Annotated in this window: 20 protein-coding genes and 1 pseudogene; 10 read left to right on the forward strand and 11 right to left on the reverse strand. The window is 53.6% G+C overall.

Annotated elements, in window-relative coordinates:
• Positions 1 to 15 precede the first annotated feature (15 nt).
• The gene (locus Pla52o_RS27660; protein WP_197169103.1) at positions 16 to 165 is read right to left on the reverse strand and encodes a DUF1559 family PulG-like putative transporter; all 150 of its coding nucleotides are present in this window, start codon (positions 163 to 165) and stop codon (positions 16 to 18) included.
• Between the two features lie 371 nt (positions 166 to 536).
• On the opposite strand from Pla52o_RS27660, the gene Pla52o_RS27845 reads away from it, so the two are divergent.
• Both Pla52o_RS27845 and Pla52o_RS27345 read left to right on the forward strand, forming a co-directional pair.
• Positions 537 to 605, forward strand: a complete 69-nt coding sequence (locus tag Pla52o_RS27845; protein WP_146594130.1) for a hypothetical protein — start codon at positions 537 to 539, stop codon at positions 603 to 605.
• A 58-nt stretch (positions 606 to 663) separates the two neighbouring features.
• Positions 664 to 1,047: pseudogene (locus Pla52o_RS27345) on the forward strand (IS5/IS1182 family transposase); the annotation flags it as partial.
• 34 nt (positions 1,048 to 1,081) lie between these two features.
• On the opposite strand, the gene Pla52o_RS07210 reads toward Pla52o_RS27345, so the two are convergent.
• From Pla52o_RS07210 to Pla52o_RS07225, 4 genes are all read right to left on the reverse strand, one after another.
• Positions 1,082 to 2,272 carry a sialidase family protein gene (locus Pla52o_RS07210; RefSeq protein WP_231612154.1) on the reverse strand — a complete coding sequence of 397 codons (1,191 nt, stop codon included), beginning with the start codon at positions 2,270 to 2,272 and terminating at the stop codon, positions 1,082 to 1,084.
• On the reverse strand, positions 2,269 to 3,870 hold the full coding sequence (locus tag Pla52o_RS26725; protein WP_197169067.1) for a hypothetical protein: 1,602 nt from the start codon (positions 3,868 to 3,870) through the stop codon (positions 2,269 to 2,271). Before Pla52o_RS26725 ends, Pla52o_RS07210 begins: the two co-directional genes overlap by 4 nt.
• Before the next feature lie 74 nt (positions 3,871 to 3,944).
• The gene (locus tag Pla52o_RS07220) at positions 3,945 to 4,880 is read right to left on the reverse strand and encodes a DUF1559 domain-containing protein (protein WP_146593912.1); all 936 of its coding nucleotides are present in this window, start codon (positions 4,878 to 4,880) and stop codon (positions 3,945 to 3,947) included.
• A gap of 87 nt (positions 4,881 to 4,967) precedes the next feature.
• Positions 4,968 to 5,687, reverse strand: coding sequence for a GntR family transcriptional regulator (locus Pla52o_RS07225; RefSeq protein WP_146593913.1), 720 nt, complete (start codon positions 5,685 to 5,687; stop codon positions 4,968 to 4,970).
• A gap of 279 nt (positions 5,688 to 5,966) precedes the next feature.
• Between Pla52o_RS07225 and Pla52o_RS07230 the strand changes: the two genes are divergently transcribed.
• The 4 genes from Pla52o_RS07230 (at position 5,967) to Pla52o_RS07245 (ending at position 10,271) form a co-directional block, all read left to right on the forward strand.
• A complete protein-coding gene (locus tag Pla52o_RS07230) occupies positions 5,967 to 6,389 on the forward strand; it encodes a hypothetical protein (protein ID WP_146593914.1) in 423 nt (140 codons plus the stop codon).
• 143 nt (positions 6,390 to 6,532) lie between these two features.
• A complete protein-coding gene (locus Pla52o_RS07235) occupies positions 6,533 to 7,483 on the forward strand; it encodes a mannonate dehydratase (RefSeq protein ID WP_231612155.1) in 951 nt (316 codons plus the stop codon).
• Positions 7,484 to 7,735: 252 nt separating this feature from the next.
• Positions 7,736 to 8,506 carry an SDR family NAD(P)-dependent oxidoreductase gene (locus tag Pla52o_RS07240; RefSeq protein ID WP_146593916.1) on the forward strand — a complete coding sequence of 257 codons (771 nt, stop codon included), beginning with the start codon at positions 7,736 to 7,738 and terminating at the stop codon, positions 8,504 to 8,506.
• A gap of 499 nt (positions 8,507 to 9,005) precedes the next feature.
• Complete coding sequence (locus Pla52o_RS07245) at positions 9,006 to 10,271, forward strand: redoxin domain-containing protein (protein ID WP_197169068.1); 1,266 nt, start codon at positions 9,006 to 9,008, stop codon at positions 10,269 to 10,271.
• Between the two features lie 802 nt (positions 10,272 to 11,073).
• On the opposite strand, the gene Pla52o_RS07250 is transcribed toward Pla52o_RS07245, so the two are convergent.
• From Pla52o_RS07250 to Pla52o_RS07270, 6 genes are all read right to left on the reverse strand, one after another.
• Positions 11,074 to 11,985 (reverse strand): hypothetical protein, encoded by a 912-nt coding sequence (locus Pla52o_RS07250; RefSeq protein WP_146593918.1) that lies wholly within the window; start codon positions 11,983 to 11,985, stop codon positions 11,074 to 11,076.
• A 506-nt stretch (positions 11,986 to 12,491) separates the two neighbouring features.
• Positions 12,492 to 12,902 carry a hypothetical protein gene (locus Pla52o_RS26730; protein ID WP_197169069.1) on the reverse strand — a complete coding sequence of 137 codons (411 nt, stop codon included), beginning with the start codon at positions 12,900 to 12,902 and terminating at the stop codon, positions 12,492 to 12,494.
• Between the two features lie 271 nt (positions 12,903 to 13,173).
• The gene (locus Pla52o_RS07255) at positions 13,174 to 14,553 is read right to left on the reverse strand and encodes a S1 family peptidase (RefSeq protein WP_146593919.1); all 1,380 of its coding nucleotides are present in this window, start codon (positions 14,551 to 14,553) and stop codon (positions 13,174 to 13,176) included.
• A gap of 24 nt (positions 14,554 to 14,577) precedes the next feature.
• Positions 14,578 to 18,021: a caspase family protein gene (locus tag Pla52o_RS07260; protein ID WP_146593920.1), complete on the reverse strand. Its 3,444-nt coding sequence runs from the start codon at positions 18,019 to 18,021 to the stop codon at positions 14,578 to 14,580.
• Positions 18,022 to 18,118: 97 nt separating this feature from the next.
• Positions 18,119 to 20,041, reverse strand: a complete 1,923-nt coding sequence (locus tag Pla52o_RS07265; RefSeq protein ID WP_146593921.1) for a serine/threonine protein kinase — start codon at positions 20,039 to 20,041, stop codon at positions 18,119 to 18,121.
• Positions 20,038 to 20,619, reverse strand: a complete 582-nt coding sequence (locus Pla52o_RS07270; RefSeq protein WP_146593922.1) for an RNA polymerase sigma factor — start codon at positions 20,617 to 20,619, stop codon at positions 20,038 to 20,040. The genes Pla52o_RS07265 and Pla52o_RS07270 overlap by 4 nt, the downstream gene beginning before the upstream one ends.
• Before the next feature lie 319 nt (positions 20,620 to 20,938).
• On the opposite strand from Pla52o_RS07270, the gene Pla52o_RS07275 reads away from it, so the two are divergent.
• The 4 genes from Pla52o_RS07275 (at position 20,939) to Pla52o_RS07290 (ending at position 24,800) form a co-directional block, all read left to right on the forward strand.
• On the forward strand, positions 20,939 to 22,057 hold the full coding sequence (locus Pla52o_RS07275; RefSeq protein WP_146593923.1) for a hypothetical protein: 1,119 nt from the start codon (positions 20,939 to 20,941) through the stop codon (positions 22,055 to 22,057).
• Between the two features lie 52 nt (positions 22,058 to 22,109).
• A complete protein-coding gene (locus Pla52o_RS07280; protein ID WP_146593924.1) occupies positions 22,110 to 23,225 on the forward strand; it encodes a hypothetical protein in 1,116 nt (371 codons plus the stop codon).
• A gap of 182 nt (positions 23,226 to 23,407) precedes the next feature.
• Positions 23,408 to 23,797: a hypothetical protein gene (locus tag Pla52o_RS07285; protein WP_146593925.1), complete on the forward strand. Its 390-nt coding sequence runs from the start codon at positions 23,408 to 23,410 to the stop codon at positions 23,795 to 23,797.
• A gap of 106 nt (positions 23,798 to 23,903) precedes the next feature.
• Positions 23,904 to 24,800: a hypothetical protein gene (locus Pla52o_RS07290; protein WP_146593926.1), complete on the forward strand. Its 897-nt coding sequence runs from the start codon at positions 23,904 to 23,906 to the stop codon at positions 24,798 to 24,800.
• The last annotated feature ends 1 nt before the right edge of the window (position 24,801 follow it).

Consider the following 24,801-nt stretch of genomic DNA (forward strand, 5'->3'; position numbering starts at 1 on the left):
GTTGATACGAGTGCGTCACGTGCAAACCAATTGCGCGCCTTCCGGAGTGAGACCGCAGCTTAGTACGGTCTTGGCACTTCGCCCGAAACGACCCACTGGGAACTGACGATCTGTGTCGTGGTAGTTGTGCAGGGCGAGCCCGATTTGTTTCAGGTTGGTTGGCAGGTGGCATCCAAGTTAAGCGAATCGAGGTGACATGTCGAATATTTTAGTGAGGATGAATGAGTTGGTTTGGTTTGGTCCCGCCAGCCATCTTCGCAACCTCGATCCCCGCAACTGCGAAACTACCTTGCGTCACAAATTGAATCGGGCGTTATGAAGACCGGTGCCGCTTTGCCTTCCGAGATCAATCGCGCACGGGTGTGCCCCGTGCGCCCCAATCGGGGACAGCGGATGTTGCCTTTTTGCTGCAGGACGCTGAGTACACGGCGACATCGTTAGCAAATCGCAAGTTGGACCTTCACAGCGGCGAGCAAGCATCCACCGCAATCGAGCGATTGCGACGCGACCGGCACTCAATGCACTAAAATTGGAACCTGACCCAAATCGGTGAACATCTGACCTTCATGATGACAGGTGGGATAGAAGGGTTCGGCCGTCGGTAGCGAAGCCCCAACTCCGCCGAAGGCATCACCCAACCCGCCATGTTGCGATGAACACCAGGTCGATGGCGCAAACACTCACGAAGTCTAGCGACTGCCACAGCCGATCACGCACTGCCTTGTTCGTTGGCCTCGAACACACTTTGACTTTGCCAAGCACCTCAGCCTAGACAAAGGATGCCAGGCGGCAGCCATGCATTCCTTGATCGAACGTGTCTTTCATTACACAGCCCACATGCGATCGCGTCGCGAGCAAAAACGAGAGCTCATCAGGAATCTGGGTGAAAGCCCGTGACCCCAGGGGCGGGTCGAGCCAACGTACCATTGGCTCAATCGTTTCCCAGCAATCTTAGCACGATGGGAGAAAAACTTTGACAATCAACTTACCGTACTCCATCGGGCTTGTGCCTACTTCACCGATCAGTGGATCGGAGGGGCCGGATAGGCATTAACTCTTCCGAAAACGTAGGCCCATTTCCCTATTTGCCGTAGAACCAATCTACGTTGAGTCGAGACAAATGCAGTCCATCGTTGGTGTGGTAGACGATTAACGCTTTTCCGTCTTCCAAAAATTCAATGCATTGATACCCCACATCGTCGGCAGGGTCGTCGACCAGATTTCGCTGGTGCACGAAGGTTTTGCCCTCGTCCTGAGAGATTGCTGTGGACAGAACGCTTCGCATTGGGAGGCCGCTCTTGCTTTTGGAACTACCGCTAATCCAAATGAAGAGCAAATCCCCAGTCGATGGAATTCGGCGTACCGTCGGCAGGCCAGCATAAGGCATTTTCAACTCACGGATCATTTCGCCTTTCGACCACGTTTCTCCTCGGTCTTTGGAATAGGCTTTCACGGGGTGACCACTGTATGTGCGCGCAAACATCAACAGTCGACCGTCTTTCAATTCCACGACATCCGGTTCTTGGACTTCGATTTTCGCCGACGCGTACAAGTCCACCTCATTCTTGCTAGGATGCCAACTATACCCTTGATCGTCGGAGAAGAAGGTTAAACCAACATAGCCATTGTGGTCATGAGAACTCGGCATGTACTTCTTCGTCGCGGCCGCCACGACGATGCGTCCATCTGCGAGAGCAAGCAGCTTGTCGTTGTGGACAAGGGTGTAGCCTGCATAAGGCGTCACCGGAAGTTGCTCGCTCCACGTCGCCCCTTGATCCTCGCTGCGACGGTAAAGTGTCACCGCGTAATAAGGCTTGGCGGGGTGAGTGGAATAGTTGTAGGTCATCAGAAGCTCACCACTCTTCAGTTGCAGCAAGCTTGGATGGTTGTATTTTCCCGGTCGCGGGGACTGCGGTTGTGCGACGAGAAGCTTAGATTCACTCCATGTCTTTCCTTGATCCGGCGAAGTCTTGGCGAAAATGCCGCCGCCGTCTCCGTACTCCGTATAACAAAACAAAAGGGGACCATCTTTTAGCTGGATTAAGTCTCCATTGATGCCGCGATATCCACGTATTTTCTCTGCTTTGAGAACAATGTGCACATCTTCAATTGGCTCGGCGGCAACGACGGGCGAAATGGAGACAGCGACGAGTAATAAAGTTGCAAGGACGATATTGGAACGTTGATTCATGCGATGGATTACCTCGAAGGGCATCTTTGTTGGGTAGATGAAATCTGAAGTTTTTAGAGCACGGGGCAGCGGTGACATCATTTGTCACGATTCCAGCGAACCCTACACTGAAGGTCGGTCCATTTCACCAATGCGTCCTTGTCAGTCAGTGAAACGATGACTTCGTTTTCATTCAGCTTGAGCATGCCCGGCTGTACCGGGAATTCCAGCCACCCAGCTTCGGAGGTCGATGCCTTCAGCGTTTCTTCATTTAGCGCGACGCGGATGTTTTCAGGAGCTTCCTTGTCGAACTGAAGACGAAGTGTAATTTGGGGAGGAGTGACGGAGTTCAGTTTTTGGTACTCCACGCCGTTATAGAAGCTAACCGTCACCGATTTGTCGGGCGATAGGGAAAGAGGCGCCTTCGGATTGAGCGTGGCTAACGGTTGGTAGTCGCGATGAGGCAACGCGCCCCCCGCAGCCGCTCCCACTCCTCGGATACTAGCAAAATAATCATGATCCTGCTTGGCAAGGGTTGCCGGATCACCTAGCTCTTTCCAGATAGCCGCGTGTGGATTAAAGGAATTGAACAGATATAGCCCCGCCATCCCGGCGCTTCGAGCGGACAATGCTCGGCCGCGATAGGCTTCTACCGTCATTCTGGATTTTTTAGCACCGACATCTCGGACGCGTGATTCGTCTAACGACGGGTAGACTGGAATGTCATACTTTTTCCCCAATTCGACCGAGTCTTCCCATGGGCGAAGCTGGAAATATCCCGACACCGTCATCAGGTCGATCAGCTCTTCCCCCAACCAATTCTCGATATCAAGACCGCTGTCCCGGCAATAGGCGACCGAGTCGGGAACTCGGACCGAAAGCAGAATGGGTTTCTTTCTTCGTTGCCCTTCGACTTCCGTTACTTTTCGCATCCGACGGATCATTTCCGTCATCAGCGCTCGCTCTTCTTCGGTACAAGGAGTTCCCGATTGGGCAGCCCTCTTAAAGAAGACGGGATGTCGAAAGAAGTCGAGTTCGATTCCGTTGATGTCATAGTTCTGACAAACTTCTTCGACATAGCTGACCGCTAGATCGCGAATCTCAGGGCGAGTGTAGTCGACAGCACTCCAGCCGCCGAACTTGGGACGACTTTTTGGAGTCCCAATCAGCCAATCGGGATGCTCAAGCTTCAACGGATTCGCTCGTAACATGATCGGCCCGTATCCTGACAGCCCGGCATCATGCGTATCGTTCATGCGAAACGACCAGAAGATCTCGATCTCATTCTGTTTGCCAAAATCGGCCATGACCTTGAGCGGATCGGTACCCGCTGCCAGCATTTTTTCGATCAAGTTTTTCGAGAAGAGCCCTTCCTTCGTCTTGAAAACATTGCCCACTTTAGTGTCATGAGTAAACATGCCAAAGCCGCTACTCCACGTGCAATAGAAAATGGTGTCGACGTGGGTATTCGCTAGCGGAGCCGTACGATGACGGAGCAATTCGGCTGGTGTCGTATCGCGACAAAGGTAGATAGGTTCATTGCCGTCGTTATTGAAAATGATCCGCCGCTCACGCTGAGCGGCCTCTTTCCTGTCCGCTCTCAATTGATCAAGGGAGAGAGGATCGTCAGCCTGAGCAGGGCCGAGCGCGGCAACCAACAGAGTCAATAGCGTAACACCAACAAGCGACAATCGAGTCATGGAGCAAATCTCGCAGAATGAAAAGGACAAATTGTGAAGGATCGTCTGAGCACATCAAAGCATCTCGATGTGGTTTAGAATTCTGCCAGGACTTCTCCGCCGGCTCTAGTCGTCAGACCCGAAAGGAGCGACTGATTAATCGATTCCGACAAGAAACGCACGCTGCCATCGGCCAGAGCGAAGTGGGCGCCACCGGGGTGGAAGGCGGAAAAACCTTGCGGACGCCACGCAAAAGCTCCTCCTCCAGGTACGGTGAACGGCCCATTAATTCCGGTCGAAGTATCTAGCAGGTCATACAACGCATAAACATTGCCATTGTAGGTTGTTGCGCTGTCGCCGGTCGCTTGTCTCGGGTCGCCGGTGACTTCACCGATAAACAACGTATTGGAAGTCCCATCGAGGATGTCGCGAAATTTCGTCTTGGATCGAGCATAGAAGATACCGTTGCCATCCGAGCGAGGACGAAGCCCAGTCGCCCCGGAATTGTTACAACGCCAGTCGCGTGAGTCGGCCACACCCGCCATATCCGTACGAGCATAGGCATCGATCAAACTCGATAACGAGGGATTGACCATCGTATCGCCTTGCGGATTGGAGGGGCAAAGGTACGTAGGGATGGGGCCCAATGCGGTATCGGGGTCATGGTTAGGGGCGTATCCATTGGCATAATTGCTGACGTTGAACCTAATCGCGTCATATCGAGTCCCCTGCTCTAAGAATGGCAGCGTGTAAACGCCCCAAGAAAATAGATGGGCCCCAGAAAAGCCACTGCATCCGCCGGAGATTCCTCCCCCCATCGGAAACGAACGGTGTGTGTCGTGATAGTTATGAAGGGCTAACGCGACTTGTTTGAAATTAGCAGAGCAGGACATGCGGCGTGCTGCTTCTCGTGCCGACTGCACAGCCGGCAATAGTAAACCAACGAGCACTCCGATAATCGCGATAACGACCAATAGCTCGACCAGTGTAAAACCACTGCGCAGGAAAACACGCTTGTTCTGTCGAATCATTTTCTATTCCTTATGGCAAGGCAAAAAAGGTGTAAAGCGGTGAATGCTGATGGGGAGGGTGGGGGAGGGATATCTTCAAAAGAGAATCTACGACTTGCGACGGTTGCCGACCGACTGCTTAGGCGTTAGCGCCTTGTTGCGGGCGATGTGCACTCTTAGAAGTTCCGAAGCGGCTTTGATCTTTCCGGCTTCTAAGTTCGCGATAATCTCGTAGTGCTCGCGAATTACCGTCGCTTCCTTCTGTTTGAGAACATCCTCGGTGACGGGAGCCAGCGGATAAAAATGTTGAGCGGAATGGGAAAACATCTTCGCAAGGATTTCGTTTCCCGAGAGTTCTAAGAGGGTCTGATGGAACATGAAATCGGATTCATAAAACCCCATCGTTAACCCTGAATGATGCAGGTCTTCCATCGTGCCGCAGATCTTTTTCAAGGGAGACAAATCCTTGGGAGCCGTACCTGGAGCGAACGCTAATTCGAGCGCCCCGAGTTCGAGAACGACGCGAGCGTCCCATAGCGAATCGTAGTGGACCTCTTCCGGTGTCGGCACAAAGAAGCCACCGGTCGCGTGACGTATCAAAAGCCCATCGTGCGTTAGCAGCACCATCGCCTCACGCAGGGCCGCCCGCTGAGCCCCTAGTCGCTGAGACCATTCCACTTCCGCCAATCGGCTGCCAACGGGGATTTGGCCGCACACCAGCATCTTCCGTAAAACGGAATAACACTTTTCGCTCGCGTTCAGCAAAACAAGTCGCTGGGGTTTCTTTTCGGTGATCATTTGATCCAGAATACCACTTTCTGTGTACATTCGCAACGAAAACCTGAACACAATTCGAGCCGCCGTTGTACGCGTGGCGCTCGCGTGAATCCAGCGATTCACAGCGTCTTATTTCGCTTCGTGCTTCAATCTGTATCGCGAGTCTTTGAGCCTTGCCGATCATCGGCCCCTCTAATCCCATCGTTTTGTGCACACGAAACACTTTCTTTCGCGTACGGCATTGTTATATTTGGTGGTCGCGGTATCGGGGAAACTCCGAGTTTCTGCCTCTTTCCCTTCTTCCACCTCTTCAACGTTGGGTCAAAATCCATGGGACCATTTGATTTCCGCATCGTCAGTTTGCTCGGGCTGGGGCTTCTCGTTTCAGGGGGCTGCACCGGCGAAAGTGGCCCGGAAAGACGTGTCGTTACCGGTCGCGTTACCTATCAAGGCGAAGCCGTCCCTTCAGGAGAAATTCGCGTTGCTCCGCTAGGCGACGGACCTGTGTCGGCAGCAAAAATCACGAACGGTGAATTTGAAATCGCACACCGCGGCGGCGTCGTCACTGGTCCAGCCAAAGTGATGATTGTCGCGGTGCCTTCGGACGACGGTGCCTCGCAAGACGAGTTAGATCGGGGCGGCAATCCACCAAAAACGATCGCGATTCCCGAAAAGTACAACCGAGAGTCTGTTTTGCAAACGGAGATCGAATCGGGCGAAGGGAAACAGACAATTGATTTTGACCTGACCTAAGAGTTCCGTATCGGCAACCTCGCCAACGCGAACTCGATCTGGAAGTCCCCTGTGGAACACGCTTCGTCGTATGTGCCGATTGATTGAGGCGCCGTTGGTTACATTCCCCTTTGCTAGAAAATCTTGATATGCAGTTGGCATCCGTGGTAACTCCTTTTGATGACGAGAACCTGGCACGCGTTGCCCAGTTGGGTGTGAGCGCCGTCGCCATCCGCTATCCGGGATTAGAGCTCCGAGATCTGCTGGAAACCCGCGAGCGTTTAAGTCGCCATGGCCTAAAGATCGCTGCGATCGAGGGCGAACTGCCGATTCAAAATGCGATCTTAGGAACAGCGAACCGAGCAGATGATTTCAACAGCATGAGGCAATTGCTTGCCATCATGGGTGAAGCTCAGGTCCCCATCTGTTGCTACAATTTTATGCCAGCGACCGATTGGGCCCGGACCGACACGAAGGTTCAAGCACGGGGTCGGGCGCTCACAACGGCCTTTCGCAGTTCCGATGCACAATCGGCTGCTTCGCTGCATTCCATTTCTCGTACCGATCCGATAGCGTCCCTTTCCTCCCACGAGATGTGGAGCAACCTCTATCGATTTCTGGAAGAACTATTGCCTACAGCCGAAGCGGCGGGCGTCGCCTTGGCCATGCATCCTGATGATCCCCCGCTGGCCACCTTTGGGAAACATGCCCGCATCATGAATCGGCCCGAGGACTTTGACCGGCTATTGGAATTTTCGGCCTCGACTAGCAATGGAATCTGCTTTTGCCAAGGCAACTTCGCCGCGATGGGAGTCGACATCCCAGCCACAATTCGGCGGTGGGGAAAACGGATTCGTTATGTTCACTTTCGCGATGTACGAGGGACATCGGACGACTTCATCGAGACATTTCACGATAACGGCCCAACCGACATGGTGGCCGCGATGAAAGCCTACCGTGATATCGGATTCAGCGGACCGATACGTCCCGATCACGTTCCCCAGTTGGCCGGCGAAGAACAAGGCCAGCCAGGATATACGATGCTGGGCCGCTACTTTGCTTACGGCTATATCCGAGCGCTAATTCAGGCGACCGAGCTTCCTTCTGAACAATGACGTGTCTGGCTACATTTGATTTCCGCTGCATTTGATTTTACTGATCCTGCAGCCGGATTGAGAAACGTGACGCCTCACACTGTTTCGCCGACACTTGATAACAGGCGTCTGTGCGACGAGTCTTGCGAATGCTGCGTTGGTATAAGGTGATCCGCAGGGATTGATTCAGAACATTGAGCTCCAACGATTTTGAAGGAATCGAGATGGGCAGTCGACCACCATCGTCTGTTCCACCGACCCCAAACAAAGAACATGAAACTAAAAGATAAAACCATCATTGTCACGGCTGCGGGCCGAGGAATCGGAAAAGGGTGTGCCGTCGAGCTAGCGCGTGAAGGAGCTATTTTGATCGTCAATGATCGCCCCGGAAGCCAAGATTTGACGGCCACCGTTCATGAGCTTCGTGATCTGGGTGCCAATGTGAACGGTGTCGAAGCCGACGTCTTCACGCGTGCAGGCTGCGAGCACTTGCTTCGCGAAGCGGTAAAGCAATCAGGTCCGATTTATGGGCTCGTAGGCTGTCCCGCCTTTCAGAAAGTCTCTCCGTTTCTCGACCTGCATCCGGATGACTTTGAAAAAGTGATCCAGGGAACCCTGTTCAGCAATTTTCATATGAGCCAATTGGTGGCACGCCAAATGTTGGACGAAGGTGTTGCCGGCAAGCTTGTTTTTATCTCAAGCGTTCTCGCCCAACGGCCAATGGCTCAGAAGAGCGCCTACTGCGCAGCCAAGGCGGGCTTGAATCAATTGGCCAGAACCATCGCTGTCGAGCTGGCCAGTCATCGCATTAATGTCAACGTGATTGAGCCTGGCTGGATCGACACGCCTGGGGAACGAGAGGCATTCACGCCGAAGTTCTTCGAAGATGAAACGCCCAAGATGCCATGGGGAAGGCTGGGAACAGCTCAGGATATCGGTCGTGCGGCCACCTTCCTGATGTCGCCTGATGCCGACTATATCACGGGATCCATCTTGCCAGTCGACGGAGCGTTTCGTTTTCGCGATGGACGCATGCTCGACTAATCCATCCGATCTCGTGTAGACGGTGAATCACGTAACCCGGCTCAAGAATTTTCGCTGTTTGGCTTGAGTCCGGCTGTGGAACGCGTTTGTTGTTTTGTCCATTTGAACGTGTTGACTACTACGAACATCGCCCTCCACCGCGTTTTGGGCAACCTGGCCCCTCAACGAATTCGCCTCCTCTGGCCGGACTCGCCCGCCCAGAGGAAGCCTGGATTTTCTCACTACGGTTGGTGCAGAAAAGGGGAGCAAGTCACTTGTACGACACCCCATTTGGCATTCGTTCAAACAAGGCGAAGAATGTCGCTCTCAGCCAACAGCGAGAGTGGAATGGTCTGCCCCATCGCCGCGTAGAGCAAAAGAGCGGACGGACACAGAACTTTGTTGATAGGCCGTTAAGCCATCATCTGTGAGTATGCACACAGTCAGCAATCGACTGGCCGGTATAATCAAGGCTACTTGGCAGTTTCACCTACCTGAGTTGCGCACAAGAGATTTACAGATGCTGGAAAAATTGGGTTCGGCCGAACTCGTCGACCAACGAAGACTCACCACCGCCCGCAGACTCGGCAACGAAGTCAAGCCTGTCTTGATTCCGCGTGAGCAAAGGGCGAACCTAACAATGATTTCTCACTCGATTTGGACGTTCGCCGCTTGCGTCGCGATCGCATTGTCGATGACCGCCGATGTGACTGGCCAAACAAGCGAGATCTTCGCTCGCATTGATTCACATGACTTTCACCCGCTTAATGAAGATGGATCATTTACGAGTGATCGCGTCTTAGCGAAGCATGGCGTTAGCGACCTCGCGAACAATGATTGGAAAGTACGCCTGTTGGCACTACGTGATTTGACGCGTTCGCTGCCCCAACAGCTGGATGCCGTTATTTTGGGACTGGAGCATGACGATCCGCACGTACGGCAAATTGCGGCGGCAGCTTTAGGGATCGCTCGTCAAAAAGCGGCCACCAAGGCACTACAAAATGTTCTGAATAGCGACCCGCTGGCACTTGTTCGCTCGCAGGCGGCGATGTCGCTAGGCCAATTGGAGTCGTCGGAGTCGCTTGAATTTTTACGCCAGGCTTTTGAGCAAGACCAATCGCGTGACGTTCGCCACCAATGTGAACTAGCGATCGATCAGATTGAGAAGCAACTTGGTGCCACCGAGTCGCAACTTTCCGCCTTCCGAGCATTAGACGAGTCTGCGTTTGAACAGGTCCAAGTCGGCCAGCCAGCTCCAGATTTCACCTTAAGTGACACCGATGGAACGCCCTGGCAACTGAAGCACGCTGGCGACGGCAAATGGGTGGTATTGATTTGGATTTTTGCCGATTGGTGTCCCGTTTGTCACGGAGAGTTTAACGATTTATTGTCAATGAAAGAGGAGTTTGAGGATGCCAATGCGGTCGTGGCAACCATCGAATGTCACGATCGCTATCGCTGTCGATTGATGGTTGGAAAAGAAAAAGAGGCCGACTATTGGTTTTCCAAAAGCTCGTTTCAGGATAAATATCAGCGATCCATCTGGTGGCCCCACTTAAGCGATCTGGCTGGCGGGATCGGTGCTCAGTACGGCGTCGACCCGATGTCATTTGCCGTGCACGCCGAATATGTAAACAGACCGTCCACAATCATTATTGATCCTCAGGGCCGCGTGCGACTGGCCTACTACGGAACCTTCTGGGGCGATCGCCCGTCAATGCACGAAACACTGCAGATGATCAAGTCTGAAGAATTTGACTTTGAGCATCCCAGACGTCTCAAGTGAGGCGACTTCGCAAGCTAAAAGCGTCGAGGATCCTTTGTGTTTCGTCTCTGATAAGGGAAGCAGCGCTGTGACCTGAAATGCGTTTAGCTTTGCATGCCAAAAAATCTTCTCACAAGTGGGAAGCGGTAGGTTGGACGCAGCAAGGGTAAGCTTGGGGAAAGTAAACTCACGGATGCGTTTGAGTACAGAAATGTCAAATTTTGCAGGCCGACATCGGTTCCCAACATTTTCTAACCGTCCATCTTCTAACCTCCTCGTCCGGCGCTCTGGGTTTGTGCCGTGCCAACGCATTGCATCACTGCCACGGGCACCGTCACTCCAATCCCTATCGTGAGCCTCTGACGCAACCGAGCGAAGAGGAAAGACAGGCTAAAAGATGAGAGGTTAGAAAATGCGATCACAAAACCAAACTCCGACCTCACTAAACTGGGCTACATGACCGGCTGTCTCTTGTTCGGATTGAGCGAAGCCTCTCAGCGAGCACGCCAGTCCCTCGGTGGCAAATGGTTGGAGCGATCGTCGTCGATTCAATGGCCCCCGCATCAGATAACTACGGCGAAGCGAAATGTGCAATAACCAACGGTCGCCGATGGTTTATTGCCGTTGCCGGCCAAAAGTGAACACGATTTCCTTTTCAATACCGGAACGAAAAATCAACCCAGTGCTCGATTTCTTGATCGGGAAATCAAAACGGCTCTGACTCCGAGTCCCGAGTCCTTCACTCTGGCGTTCGTCATCCGCTGTCCTCGTTCGCTTATCCAGCCTGTACACGACAGCGTCGTTTTCGGCATGTGTTTGGGGACTATCGATTCACTCGGTAGGTGAACTCGATCGTTGATACCCGCCAGGTATCGGGCTCGAAGGAAACTCGGCGGACTTTTGAATCAACGCTTGAGCCGGCTGCGGTTCCGGCCGCACCCGAAATTCCGAAGGACGCTTGTGATTGAGCAGATCCTGAACTTGGTGCCGCTCTGCGTTGGGATCCGCCTTGAAATCCTGCGCCAAAGCTGCCCGTGCCACTTGAGCCCCAGGTTCCCGAGTTTCCTCGCTTCCATGTCCATGGTGACGTTGTTCGTGGTGCATAGTCCCCCCAGTTCCAATTAGAGTTTAGGGTCGCCCTTTCGCGGAATACTCGCACGATAATCTTACCAGTTTGACTTTCTGTCCCTTCGCTGGCTGCAACGCTTTGACCTGGCTTACTGACCACAAACTGCTTGACTTGGTTGTCATTGATCCGCCAGCCTTGGATCGTCGAACTTTCGTCCGCCGACAGGATATAACCTCGCTTGCGTTCTGAACGCGGCTTGCCGTCCATTGCTGAGAGCCCGTCGACTTCGATGTCGAACATTCGTCGGCTTCCCTGAGCTTGAAAGCCACGGTTGTTGATGGATGGGTTGGAGATACGAATTTCGTAATTGGTCCCATAGGAGCCGAAGACAACATCGGTTGGCGAGCGATCGCTTTCGCCGGCAGATCGTTCGGCGATGACCTTTCCATTGACCATAATTTCAATTTTAGGATCGGTGGTAACTGTGGTCTGCCGACGATCGTGACGTTGGTGATTGCACCAGCAGTTTGCTCTTTGGCAAGGTGTCGACGAATCGTGACCGAGTATCGTGAAATTGGGGTACTGACCGTTGCAGTCGGAAGCATCAAGGATCATCGCGGTGGCAAAGGCTACGCCGATGGTGATCAAACATCCCAGTTTTGACATGACGAAATCTCCTACGATTCGTGGGTAAGTAAATGGTTCGATTGAGGCCGAGGCACGGATGTGCGGTGGCTGTTGACACGACGCGTGCGTTGAAAGTCGAGTAAACGTGCATCGAGGTTGTATTTCGATATGGTTGGACTCCCTAAAAATTGCATCCGCAACCACAACGCGTCGGCTGCTTCAGCGATAGGAACGAACGCTAGCGATGAATCGGACAAGAAAAACATTTCCTATTGCAATTCATTAATCTGAGGCGGTGACTGCTAGTAGCCTCCGCGACGTGTCTAAGGTCAACGAATCGCGGATCCTGCCAAAGCCCTCCTCATTAGCGGTTGTGGTCGTCGCCGGGACGAAACACAACTGTTGATACAAGTGCTCGTTCTTCACGAAGACAATCCGGTGAAAACAAGATCCCCCGCATCTGCGTCATTTCCAGTGATGACAGATTCAGCGGAGGGCTCTCCCTGCAAACGTGGTATTCTCATTTGGCATGCGCTGCATGTTCTCTACCGATATCTGTTCGATAATGTGAATTGCGAGATCGTCGATCGAAGCCGGTTCTGCGTCGAATACACGGATGGGTCGATGGTCAGCATGCCAGGCCGTTCTCCACGCAGGTCTAGGGTGCGTTCAACAATCACGTTGGTATCGGGATTGAATCTGGATGATTCCCTCTTCGCAAGCAAATCAGCGACTGGGTTGACGGCTGAAAATGAATCCCACTTACCATGTGTTTGAAATGAGGAGTCGACATTGCCATTGCGTGCGTTTGTCTCGCGTTCTGTCGTTCGACCGCCGTCCGTACGGCCCTGATCGCTGGAACCATCAGCAACCAATCGCCCCCCAACAAGCAAACCGAACTGAATACCGAATGCATCTGATATTTTGAGAGACTCGGCATTTTTTTCCGAAGCCAAAGAACGACAGAAGGCAGAGAGTAAATGCGGTGAGGTTCCTAACGAACACCACGGCCATCATCGCAATGGCTCCGATGCGTCCCGCGGTAGCAAGGGGCGTTTTTTGAGATCGCCCATGGCTGGAAATTTGCAGTGCGTTTCAAGACCTGCTACATCTGCCCGAATGAACTGAGTCCCGCCCCGTCCTCAGGACCATTTGCTACAGGGACCGGATCAGTCGAATTCGGAGGCCGATTCATTCTTTCGTCTTTTGAGCTTAGAAACTGAGTCGTTAGTCGTTGGAAAAGTGGGCCGAAAGCGATTCCGATAATTTGGGATCAGCGTAAAGCGTCGCGTCGATCATTGCTTGGCCTTCACGGGGGTCAATGCGCCAGACTTCGCCCTTCTTCGCGATGCAGAGGTCCGATACGGAGTCACCGTCGACATCAGTCAAAATCAAGTCGACATTTCCATCATTGTCGGTGTCGTAAAAGGTGCGGACTTGGCCCAATTTGGTAACGGCAAACTCAAAATCCCATTGCGATCTTTGCTCGGGATCCTCGACATACTTTTCCTTGAAGGTGCGTTTGGAATCCTGGTCCAAGTCGATCATGTAGCCGGTCGTTGACTTTCCCGGTTCACTTCCCATCAACCATGTGTCCCAAACATCATCATCGTTGGAGTCGACCAATTCACTAATTTTGGCACCATCGAACGTGCTGGGCACCACGACTTCAGCTTCCGTTGGTCGATCCTTGATGAACTGAACTAACTCTTCCACGTGAACGTGGTATGAGAACTTGTCGGCCGAATAGTTGGTGTTTTTGTTTCGTGGGATGCCGAAGGTCACACCGACGACCGCACCATCGCGGTCAAGAATCGGTCCTCCCGAATCGCCGGGGTTGATTGGGCACGTAGACAACAGAACTTTTCGCTGCGGCAGCGATGTGGCCGCCGGTTTCGCATCTGCATCGGTTTGAACAAGGGAGGCGATCATGGTGTCGATGTGTTCGTTAGGCCACATGCCAACACCGGAGATTTCACCACGACGAGCTGTCCATAACATCCCAGATGATGGATGCCCGATGGACGTACAAATGTCGGTCGGCAAAGGCGTTTTGGTTGCGGGCGTGAGCGGTTCAATGGTGGGGAGGTACTCGGGCTTCTCCGCGAGTTCAAGCAACGCAAGATCCCGTCGTTCATCCGTAGCGTAAACAAACGCGGGATAAGCCTTCTTGTCCAATTCCATCAAGCCATCATTGAGCCGTCCAAAATGAACCATCACGATGCGACGACCATTGCGGATGAAGATCCCGGCACTGTTGACCACGTGTCGGTTGGTGACAATCCAGCCGTCCTTACCCATCAGGAACCCCGTTCCATGCCCCGTGTCATCTCGAACCACAACGATCGCCGGCGCACACCTTGCATAGATGTTTTTCGCGGTCTGTTTCGCCTGGTCTCTGTTGACCTCAGGCTTCCAGGTTTCGTCCGCACCCCGACTTGCACTGGAGAGTTGCGACAGTCCTCCGATTGGCACTGCGCGCTGCGACAGTTGAAAATCAGGGACTGGAAGGGGAGACTCGGCGTTCGATCGGTTCCCTGCGGTCACGAGGGTCACCAGCAGGATGATCGCCAGCGTTTTCCTTAGCCGACATTTGAATTGATTCATGTTTCGGTTTCCCAATTCAGGTATTCACTCATTCTGGTCAACGGCGGGTTTGGCCGAAGCCGACACCGTTCCAGAAGGTTTCGCTGCGGAGGCGTCTGCCGATTGGACCGTTTCCGTGGCGGCGTCCGTAAATCCGCGTGGCAAGCTGAACGGACACTGGCCGCGCGCGAGCATAGCTTCGTCTTCTTGTGGATATTTTGCTGCATAGCGATCATCCGCATTGCTATCGCCTAGATCGAGAGAGGGACTCAAGTTCCGAACCGGATCAATCCATCGCAGATCGATTTGCAACGAATCGGAGGCCTTGCCATCCTGAGCACGTTGCTTGTTTTGAACTAACCAGCGGTTGAGCTGCCCAAGAATTTCACCGGGCAAAGTCAATTGTTCTTTGCCATAGCACGCGGCCTGGATGGTGGCGTTGTCGTAAATGCTGGCTAGCGGAAATGCCTTGCTGGTTCCTCGCGGCAGGTCGAGCAAGAGATAGCATTCATCATCTAGCACGTAAGTCGCAAGGATGGGATGACTCTCTTCGGGCTTCATGTAGCGAGCCCCTGTCGTGGCTTCGGCTTGGATCTCAAGCAAATCCAGAACGTGTTTGCGTCCAGGAATAGAAATTTTGGCTCGCATCACAGCGTCGTAATAGGGACGTAGATACGCCGTGGACTCACTTCGCACCGTGTCACCGTCAAAGTGATAAGAAGCAAGTGCGAGCCTGCAAAAGCTGAGTAGCAAATCGGAGTCTTCCGCGATGGCGAAACGATTCTGTGTTGCCGAGTGTTCCAGCAATACCCTCGATGCGAATAGCAATATTTCAAGCTGGTCACGGTGCGGGTGTTGCCCTAGCTTGTCGCGTGCCGCCAAGATTGCATCCTTAAGAGCGGACGCTGGTTTTTCACAAGGAACTTCGCCGTCCGTACTGCAAGCTTTTTGATCGAGAACAGCAACCATGGGTGTGGTCAATTTCCCCAGTGCCCAATACAGTCCGGTTGCAATTTTCTCTTTCTCGTCGAGCTCAAACATCGCATCGGCGCGGGCGCACATTTCGATTGCCATTTGCGTGTCTTGGATATCGGACGGCATTGCCTGAGCCAGTGCTGTCTTGTAAAGCAGCACGGCTTCCAATTGCCGTCGCTGAACTCCCGCTATCTGGTACACGAGATTTCGTGAACGGCGGTAGTCGTCGATTGCTTCCTTCAAGTCGATATAGTCTGGATCCCCGAAGAGGTTGCAGTCGCCAAGCCGTTCCTGGGTATTGATCGAACGAATCACGTACATCCGTCGGATCGTGTCAGTAGCGGCGGTTTGAGTCAGGTCGGAGTACGTAGCTTCGACATGGCGGGCCAGCGAGCGATAGTTCTGCGAAGCATCGAGCGTGTGGCCACGGAAACGTTGTGCCATCGCGATCCCGTGCAGGTTGTGTAGGTAGGCCAGTTTTGATGCGAAATCCTGAGAGTCATGGAACGCCTTAAAGGACTTCAGACCGCGAAACGGACGTTGCGCTAGCGGGATGCCATCCGATTCTAGCGCCGGAGGAGGCACCAAGTCCGCATCACTCGCGCTTTCGCCGTCATCTTCACGTTCGTTTTCAAACAAGCTTGCCAGGATTTGGTTCGACTTCTCAAACGAACCCTTCGCCTCTTGCATCTTCCACTGAATGATCTGGGCCCAGGCGCGATTGCGATGAACTTGGGCAGCAAAGTAGCTATCCGAAGCAAACGGCTCGGTCAGTTCTAGAGCGCTGAGCAGCAACTGATTTGCACCCTTCCAGCGGTTGATTCTCAGGTAAGCACTGGCTTCCCGGCAAAGCACCGTCATGCGAAAGACCGCGCCCGCATCCCGTTCCTCGGTCAGCGTCCGTATGCCGGATTCCGCCTCACGAAATTTTTCGGCAGCCTCGTAGGCCTTTCCCATCTCCTCTAACAACAATTCGCCATGATCTGCACAGCACAGAGCCGAGGAAATACGAAACCTTGTGTTGCCCGTCTTTTTCTGTTCGTCATAGGCGGCTTCCGCCCGACGGTAGGATTCATGAGCGCTGTCGCTTTCCTTGAGTGCATGCTGCATAATCGCCAATAGGTGCAGTTCCTCTGGCCGAACGTGAACTGAATTGTTGGGCGCCGAATCCTCGACGGTTGTCATCTGTAGCAACTCATCGCGAATTGTTCGTAACGCGTCTTGAAACTTATTTGTTCCCTGCGTCGTCATCAATAATTCATAATGTCGCTGTGTCGAGTCGTGATCGGAACCTTTGCCATCGAATGCCTTTTGCGCCGCAATGCGCAGCGCCACTTCATCAATATGTCGATCGGTGATCGCGGCTCGCGGTAGATCTTGCGCGTCTGCTAATTGGTTCAAAATGAGCGTGCGAACTCCTGGGATGAACCAAGGCCGCTCATTGAACCACCAGTCACCGTGCCGACTGGTCATCGCATTCAGCATATTGCGGTCACCAGCATTAACTCGGAATTTTTCAAACGAGACGCCCGCAGCGGGCCAAAAGGAAAACTCGCCGTCGGTGGTGTCCAGATTGCGACACTCCGGCTTTTGTGTGGCGACGTCGAACGTGGTTGCAATGTATGAGGCGAGTTTGGTCGTCCCGATGGCGTCCGAGCGTTTGCCATTGGCTGGCAAACGCGTTAGGCCGTCGATAAGTGCAGCGGTAAAGGGCGAGTGACCTTGATTGTTCTTTCCGGCGTCAAGAGCCACCTGCGTCGCTCGGCAAGATGCCATTGCCTGGAAAGCCGGTTCTCGCAACAGTCCGCGATCGGCACGATCCTGTACACTTTGCGCCTGGAAATTGTTGTTGAATACGTCGCCGGAATAGCAATGATCCAAAACCAACAGTTTGTGCTTTGCCGGACAATCTTCCAATCGTCGAACAATTTCTTCAAGTCGCAGATGGCCCGAAACCGGAGATCCAGCGGCGAGGTGAACATCATGGGCCAAAAACGAGGTTCCTCGAACCGACCGCACGCCATGGCCAGAGAAAAACACAAATACGCAGTCCTCCTCATCCACCTCTTCGACATTGCACAACGAGCCAAGAGCGGAGTCGATCGCGGAAAACGTTGCGTCCGCCTCGAGCAATTCAATTACGTTTTGCTCTTCGAATGCGTAGTATTCTCGAAGCACCGTCGAGACCTCTTGAGCGTCCTTGACCGCATTGTTGAGCGATGGAAGAGCCGCAGCGTTCTTCGAAGATAACTCCCGTTCTTCACCACGGTTGGCGTAGTTGACGCCTACGATCAATGCCCATTTCTTTCGATAAACGGGTGAGAATTTTGTAGGTGCGAGACGGAGGTCTCCACGAGTTTTCAATTGAGGGTCAATCCCTAAGGCTTCCCCTTCAACCGGAGCTGGCCGCGACGGAGCAGCATTGATCGCCGGGGCAGGCACGCTGCCATCTTGTGCGTGGACCGAACCGACTAGGCACAGCGTAACGAGAAAAGATAATTTCAGTTGGCCCATGATTGAGACCTTCTCGAGGGGAGTTTATTGATCCATCCATGGTGCAACGTATGTATTTAAGTCCGAGCCGGGCACGATGGGTTCCCGGCATTAATCGTCATTTGTTTCCGTGCGGAAATGCGATGATTTCGATGGTGATCTTGCTCTGCTGTAGATTGGAAATCAGTTCAGACAAATGTGCTTGAACAACGTCAATATTCCTGTCAGTCGTCACCGGTAACCCAATCGCACGTGTCTCGCCGGCAAGTTGATCAAGTCCGGGAATTCCCGCCTGGGCTATTGATGCGTTTGAGCCGGGGCGAACGGACCAATCCGAATCGTATCGTTTCCGGAATGATGATACGATTGTCGGCAGCGGAATTATCGGGTTGGCTGAGAAGTTATCGTTGAGGATGGCGCGGATCACGACGCAATCTTCACCAATTGCTAAGCCGACGATTTCAGTTCCCGGCGCCCCTTCTAAAGGCAGAGACAGGGTGTCTTGGGATGGGTAGCTGATCCAAGCGTCAGAGCGGTCTTTTTCGTGCTCGCTGAGCACCTGCAGTTCACCGGTTGGAGCGATGTTAAACAGAACTGCGGCTTGTCCGGTTGGCACGGCACCAACGATCCGGATCTTATCCCCCGTGCGCACTTCCGATCCGGCTTCTTGAATCGGCAAGAAGTCACCCCCATCGGATTGAACCAGAACACTGAGGGGTGCGATTGGCGTTGTCGACAAAGGTTCCGGGCGGGGCAGTATGAAAAACAAAGCGATCATCGAAGCCGCGATTGCTCCGCCACTCCCCCACGGGAACAGGCTAAGACTCTTACGTTGCGGTGTCGCGATCTTCCGCAGTTCGTCAGCGAGCGACTCGGCATCTCGAAAGCGATTTGCCGGATCCGCTGACATTGCCTGTTTCGCGATCGCTTGCAGACGAGTGCTTGAACCGGCATCCGCTAAGCTCTGGTGGTCCCATCGACACGCTTGGATGTCGGCAAGGTCGGCAAGACTGGCACCTTGGTAAGGCGGGTGGCCACAGATCGCCAGATATAGAAGCGAACCAATACCAAAAACGTCCGTCGCCGACGACAAACGCGACGATTCCCCTGATGCCTGCTCCGGGGACATGAACGGTAGTGTGCCGCGAATGGCGTCGGGATCATCTCCAATGGATTGGTTCGACCGGCTCATACTCGCCAAGCCAAAGTCAATGACGTAGGGCTTGTCGCTTGCGTCAATCAGAACATTGTCGGGCTTGATGTCTAAGTGCAAAACACCACGCTTGTGGGCATGCCCGATTGCCGTGGAGATTTGGCTCACGACATCAGCAATGGTTTCTCGAGAAGGACGTCGTATCGTCACCCACTGCGAAAACGTCATCGCATCGACGTAACGACTGACGATGTAGTGACGGCCCTCGACTTCCCCTGTGTCAATCACTGGGGCCAAGGCTGGGTGCTCAAGATTTGCCCGAATCACAGCCTCGGCGGCGGCGAATTCGCTGGCTGCCCCTGTCGCGTCCGGATTTTGTAGCTTGATCACGACATCGCGTCGTAAATTGGGATCGTGCGCTCGGAAAACTGCCGCCTGGGTTCCGGCCCCTATTCGTGCGATTAGCCGATAACGACCGATATTCTCAAATGGCAGAGATATTATTTTGCTGTCCGGGATGTTGTCGTCCTTATCCAAATCAGCAATTGCATCTTCGATCGCCAGTTGCCGGCTGATCGCATCAGCATAGGTTCGATGACGAGATAGCAACTCCTCTGTGTCAACGGACTGACCCGCTTGGACGCGAGTAACGTATTCGCCATAGATCAGATCGACCGCCACTTCTTCTGACGGCGATTGGAGCAACGAAAGATAGTTGTCGGCGGAAAAGGTCACGCCAGCTTCGCAGCGCGAACGCATTTCGTCCCAGCAAGCTTCGACCCACTCGGCTGACACGCTTGCCGGTTCGGATAGCAGTTTGGCGGCGTCTCGCTCTAGCATGACCTTTTGCTTGTCGTTCGACTCCATTTCCTCTGGGGACAGTCTCATGCCATTGCTCCCAATTTGCTTGCCGCATCTTTGATCGCACGCGAAACACGATGTCGCATTGCGTCAGCGGTAGTTCCGGTACGCGACGCGAGTTCGGCCCAGCCTTCGCCTTGCATTCTGGCTTCCACCAGTTCCCGGTCTTCCTCGGACAAATGGTTACGAAACTGAGCCAGCGTCTCGTGATCGGCCAAGACGCTGGCTGGGGTGCGGTAGCCGTCGCCGGTTCGCTGCAACGCAATGTCGGCCTCGGCTTCCACGCGGCGAATGTCTCGCTTTCCACCTTGGTGGTATCTCGCCTTATCGACCAGTTTGTTCTTTGCCATTGTCATCAGAAGCGCCTTGAGTTGATCCGGAGACTGCGGACAGACAGCCTCTCTCTGGAGATCAACGAAAAACTTGGCAAAAACGGACTGGCAAATATCAACCGACTCAACTAGCCGCTTCATTCGAGAGGTTTTGAGCCGAAATCGGATGAACCGACGGATTTCCGTCTCGAATGATTTGACAATTTGAGCGGCGGCATGCTCATCGGCTGCCTTCAGGCGAGAGATCAGATGGTCGAAGTCCGATGAAGTCATCGCAATGCTGGCCGCAAATCTGCCTTGACGGATGGGGATTGAGGCAGTGGCGAAGAAAACAAGAGGACGCCCCCTTCCCCCCCCACGGCGGATTTCCTTTTTGGTAGTATAGCGTCTCCCCTCGGTGTGACTACACGCATCGCGGGAATTTCGCAGAATTGAAGTTGCCAAATCAACAAGATTCGCACCATCGAGTAGCGACCTCGTCGATCGACTGAAAAGTTCACGGAAGTTTTGTCCGGTTACGGATCGGTTTTCGTTCGACTCGATAGTGGTCCATCCAGATCCTTTCCAGTCCACTTTTCAAAGGAAACAAGTGATGAAACGAAAACTCTTTCGAGCGTCAGTTCGCAGACTCGCGTTCTGTACCGCCTTCGCGGTGAGCAGCGTGACAGCGAATCTTGCTGTCGCAAAAGACCAAGCGGGACCGGCAACATCGGGGCACGCCGATAGCGGTGCAGAGAAGTCGAGCATTGATGCCGAAAATCTATACGACGCGGATTTTGATGAGCACGTTGACCTGCGACTTTTCGGTGTTGCGTTCAGCACGCTTGACGCCAAGCTGATGACGGATGTGGCGCTGCAACTCCGCGAAGCCGAGTCCATCTTGGGGCGAAAACATAAGATGATCAGCGCGGATCAAATGCTGGAATTTGCAGCAAAAATGGCGGCAGAGGGAAAAGACGCCGTGACGATTGACCGGTTGATGCGTGTCGCGAAAGCATCCGGCAATACCGCTCGTGCTGAAGTGCTCGAGCAGATGAAGGGCCTTGCGGCTAACTCACGCGACCTCCGCAACGATGCAATGTTCTCAGCGATGGACGTGCAACGAGGTGCGTTGGCGGCGTTTGCCAACTTGACGCTACAAATTCGTGCAGCGGAATTGTCCGGCAATAAGGAGACTCTCGAAAGCTTGAAAAAGGCAATCGAGAAGCTCGAATCGCTGCGTGAGCCACAGCGGAATCGGCTCTATGGCTTGGTTGACGATGCAGTGAACTTGCTCGGAGATTCCGGTGGTGACAAGACGTCCGATTTGTTGCGGGCGCTCAATGGTGCTTCGCGGGACTTCTATCCAGGTGCTCCTGCGCCCCAAGCAGGTACCACGATTGCGAATCAACAATCAGGCCAAGAACGGACCGCCGCAATCATCGTTGATCCGAACATCGGTCAGCCTAACCCAGGCGGATCTAACCAGATTTCCTACGCCACCGGCGGCATGCGATACATGCCATCACCATCGGGAGCCATCGTGCAGTCACACGGGCGTCTCGGGTCGATCCTGTTCGAGCCAGGCGACGTGATCACTTCCGTAGGTGGTATTCCCGTCGGCTACGGCCAGACAGTCGATGGCGGAATCAATGCGGGCTACTTGACCGGAAACCGGACCGTCGTGGTCCGGGATCGCAACTCCGGACGTGTTCTGACTCTTTACTTTTAGGCAACGGCTCCGAAAAAATTTCTAAAACACCCCCACTTAAAGAGAATTTACGATGAAGACTTATCTCCCGCTGGCAATGGCGGTAGTCGCCGCTCTTGCCATTTCCGCAAACGCGGATAGCGCCAAACCTCACGACAATGCTGACCAAGCGGCGTCCATTGATGCGGCCATCGGCTTGATCGAGGAGACGCATGATCCGATCATCGAACAGTACGTGGACCTTTCAGAACTTGGTGCGGCATGGACCTACTTGGATGCAGAAAAGCTTGCCGAGATTGGGACCGGCTTAGCCAAGGCTGAGCGAATCTTGTTTCGCACGCACCCGGCAGTGACCGCAAGCGATGTGCTGAAAGTTGCCGTCCGAACCGCAGGAGTGACCAATAAGCCTGACGTACTCAAGGGGCTGCTTGAGTTTTCCAAAGAGACAAAGGACCAGTCTCTGACAGAGCAGATCGAGCTTTCCATGCAACTGGCCGGAACCTCGCGTTCGGTTGCCCCGACCGTTTCACTCGACGACGTCACGATCGGTGCATTTTTGGCCTACAAGCAAGCCAAACTGGATCTCGACGCGGCCTTGGTCTTCGCCAGTCCAGAACGACTTGATGTACTTCGTGAAAAATTGAAGGTTTGGAACGAGAAAGAACCAAAGATCTGGGCCGACATGCTAGAGCACGTTGAGCAAGAAGCTGCAACGATGAAGGCACTAGGTGCCCCTAGCCGCGGCGGCCCAGATGACATGTCGGAGGCCACGGAGGCATTGAATCAGATCACGGCCGTTTCGCGGCGGTGGCCACAGCAACCAAGTTACGGTGGTCGACCAAGTTATGGTGGTCGACCAGGGTACGGTGGCAGACCAGGTTACGGTGGTCGACCAGGGAGTGGTGGCAGACCAGGGTATGGGGGCAGCAATTTCGGACAGCAAACCAACATCAACGCTTGGCAACAGCAACAGCTCGAATTCCAGCGACCAGGCGCGCTGTTAGTTGGTGGAATCCTGGGCGCCGTGGGGCAAGGCGTTGGCCAGAAAGATCCGCAAGCTGGGGCGATCTTAAATGGAATTGGAGGAACACTTCAGCTTCTGTCTCGCCCCCAAATCAACACGCAGGGCGGCATAAACATCAATCAGCAGGGCTACCAGAATCAGTGGGGAGGCGGGGGCTTCAATTGAGCCAATCGCCGCCCGTAATTCAATCCGATCCTCAGCATTCTGCTGATGATCGGATTTTTTCTGAGTTGATCTGTCCGGTCCACTTCTCGATTTCGTCTATCTCGATGAAGGCGACGCGAACACCCGCAAATCCATGTTCCGATCGCCACGTAACTTTCACCTCAGTTCAAGGAAGCCTAGTTATGAACCGTCTCTTTTTAACTTTCGCCATTGCTCTAAGCTCGCTTTGCCTGATGACAGAAACCACCTATGCACAATACGGAACTTCGAATTCGTCTTCATGGAACAGCAGCTACTCCAAGAGTTGGGGCAGCAGCCAAGGTCTTGGGCCAAACGGATACTTCAATAACAACTTCTCAAGAGAACAATCGCAAGGATCGATGACCCAAAACAACGGTTACACAACGCCTTGGGGTGGCGGCAACCGTGGCACGACCCAGCAATGGGGCTCCCAAAGGTCGTCGTTCAACAACTCGGGTTGGAGCCCATACAACGGCTCCTACAACAACAGCGGAGGATCGCAGAACGGATTCAACCGCGGGCGCAACTGGAACAACAACTGGGCGTGGTAAACCCTACGATTTGATTAGCACCGCGTCGGACACCGAAGGTCGACGCGGTGCTTCGTCCCATTCAGACAAATGCCTGTCCAAACCATTCTCACGAAGGATTGAAACGATGAAACGACTCCTATGTTTACTGGCCACAGCTAGCGTCGCCCTCACAGCAATCGCCGCCGATCCGCAATCCGAAAGCGAATCAAAAACCCAGGACGACGGCAAGGGAAACTCGAGTTGGTCGCACAGCTATTCAAACAGTTGGGGGGATCAACCGCCGATGGCCGGGCAATTCGGGGATCCTGGATGGAATTGGATGGGGCCGCCAACGGAGTTTAACCCGATGACTGCACCACCGATGCCGAATTTCAATCACGGTTTCTATCCCGGATGGAACATGCCGATGCCAGGAGGACCAGGCCAACAGTATGCGAGCTCAACGAGATCAAACTCAATGTCCATCTCGGGTGCATCCGTCTTATCTGCACTCGGCAGTCTTCAGTTTTCAAGCCGACTTGAGATTCGGCTGACAGTCGCTGCGGCTGAAGCAATTCAGAACAGCGAAGCAAAAGTTTCTATCTCGGAAGTCAACAAAACACCGGTCGATTTGGCAAATAAGATGTTGTCCGGAACAGGATGCGAGGCCCAGCGAGTCGATGACAAGCTGGTTATCCACAAGCAGGCCGAAAAAGTTGATGCCGCAAGCGTGTCAGACGCAACCCAGTCACTCAACACGATCATGGTCGCAAAGGCACTTAAGAGTCCGGTCACGTTGACGATGCAGCAAACCCCGCTGCCATTCGTCACGCAGATGTTGCAAGGCATGACAGGCGTGACCATCGAATTGCCTGAAGCGAATCGCAGCTTCTTTTACACGCCGCAACCGCGGATCGACGTAAATGCGAATCAAACGCCGCTTTCTGAAGTGCTCGAGTCGGTTGCCAAGCAAATCGACGCTGAGCTAGATGTTTCCGGCGGGCGAGTCCGGTTGCGATCCAAAGACGCGACAACCAATTAGG

It is taken from the genome of Novipirellula galeiformis, assembly GCF_007860095.1.
In the GTDB taxonomy this organism is placed as follows: domain Bacteria; phylum Planctomycetota; class Planctomycetia; order Pirellulales; family Pirellulaceae; genus Novipirellula; species Novipirellula galeiformis.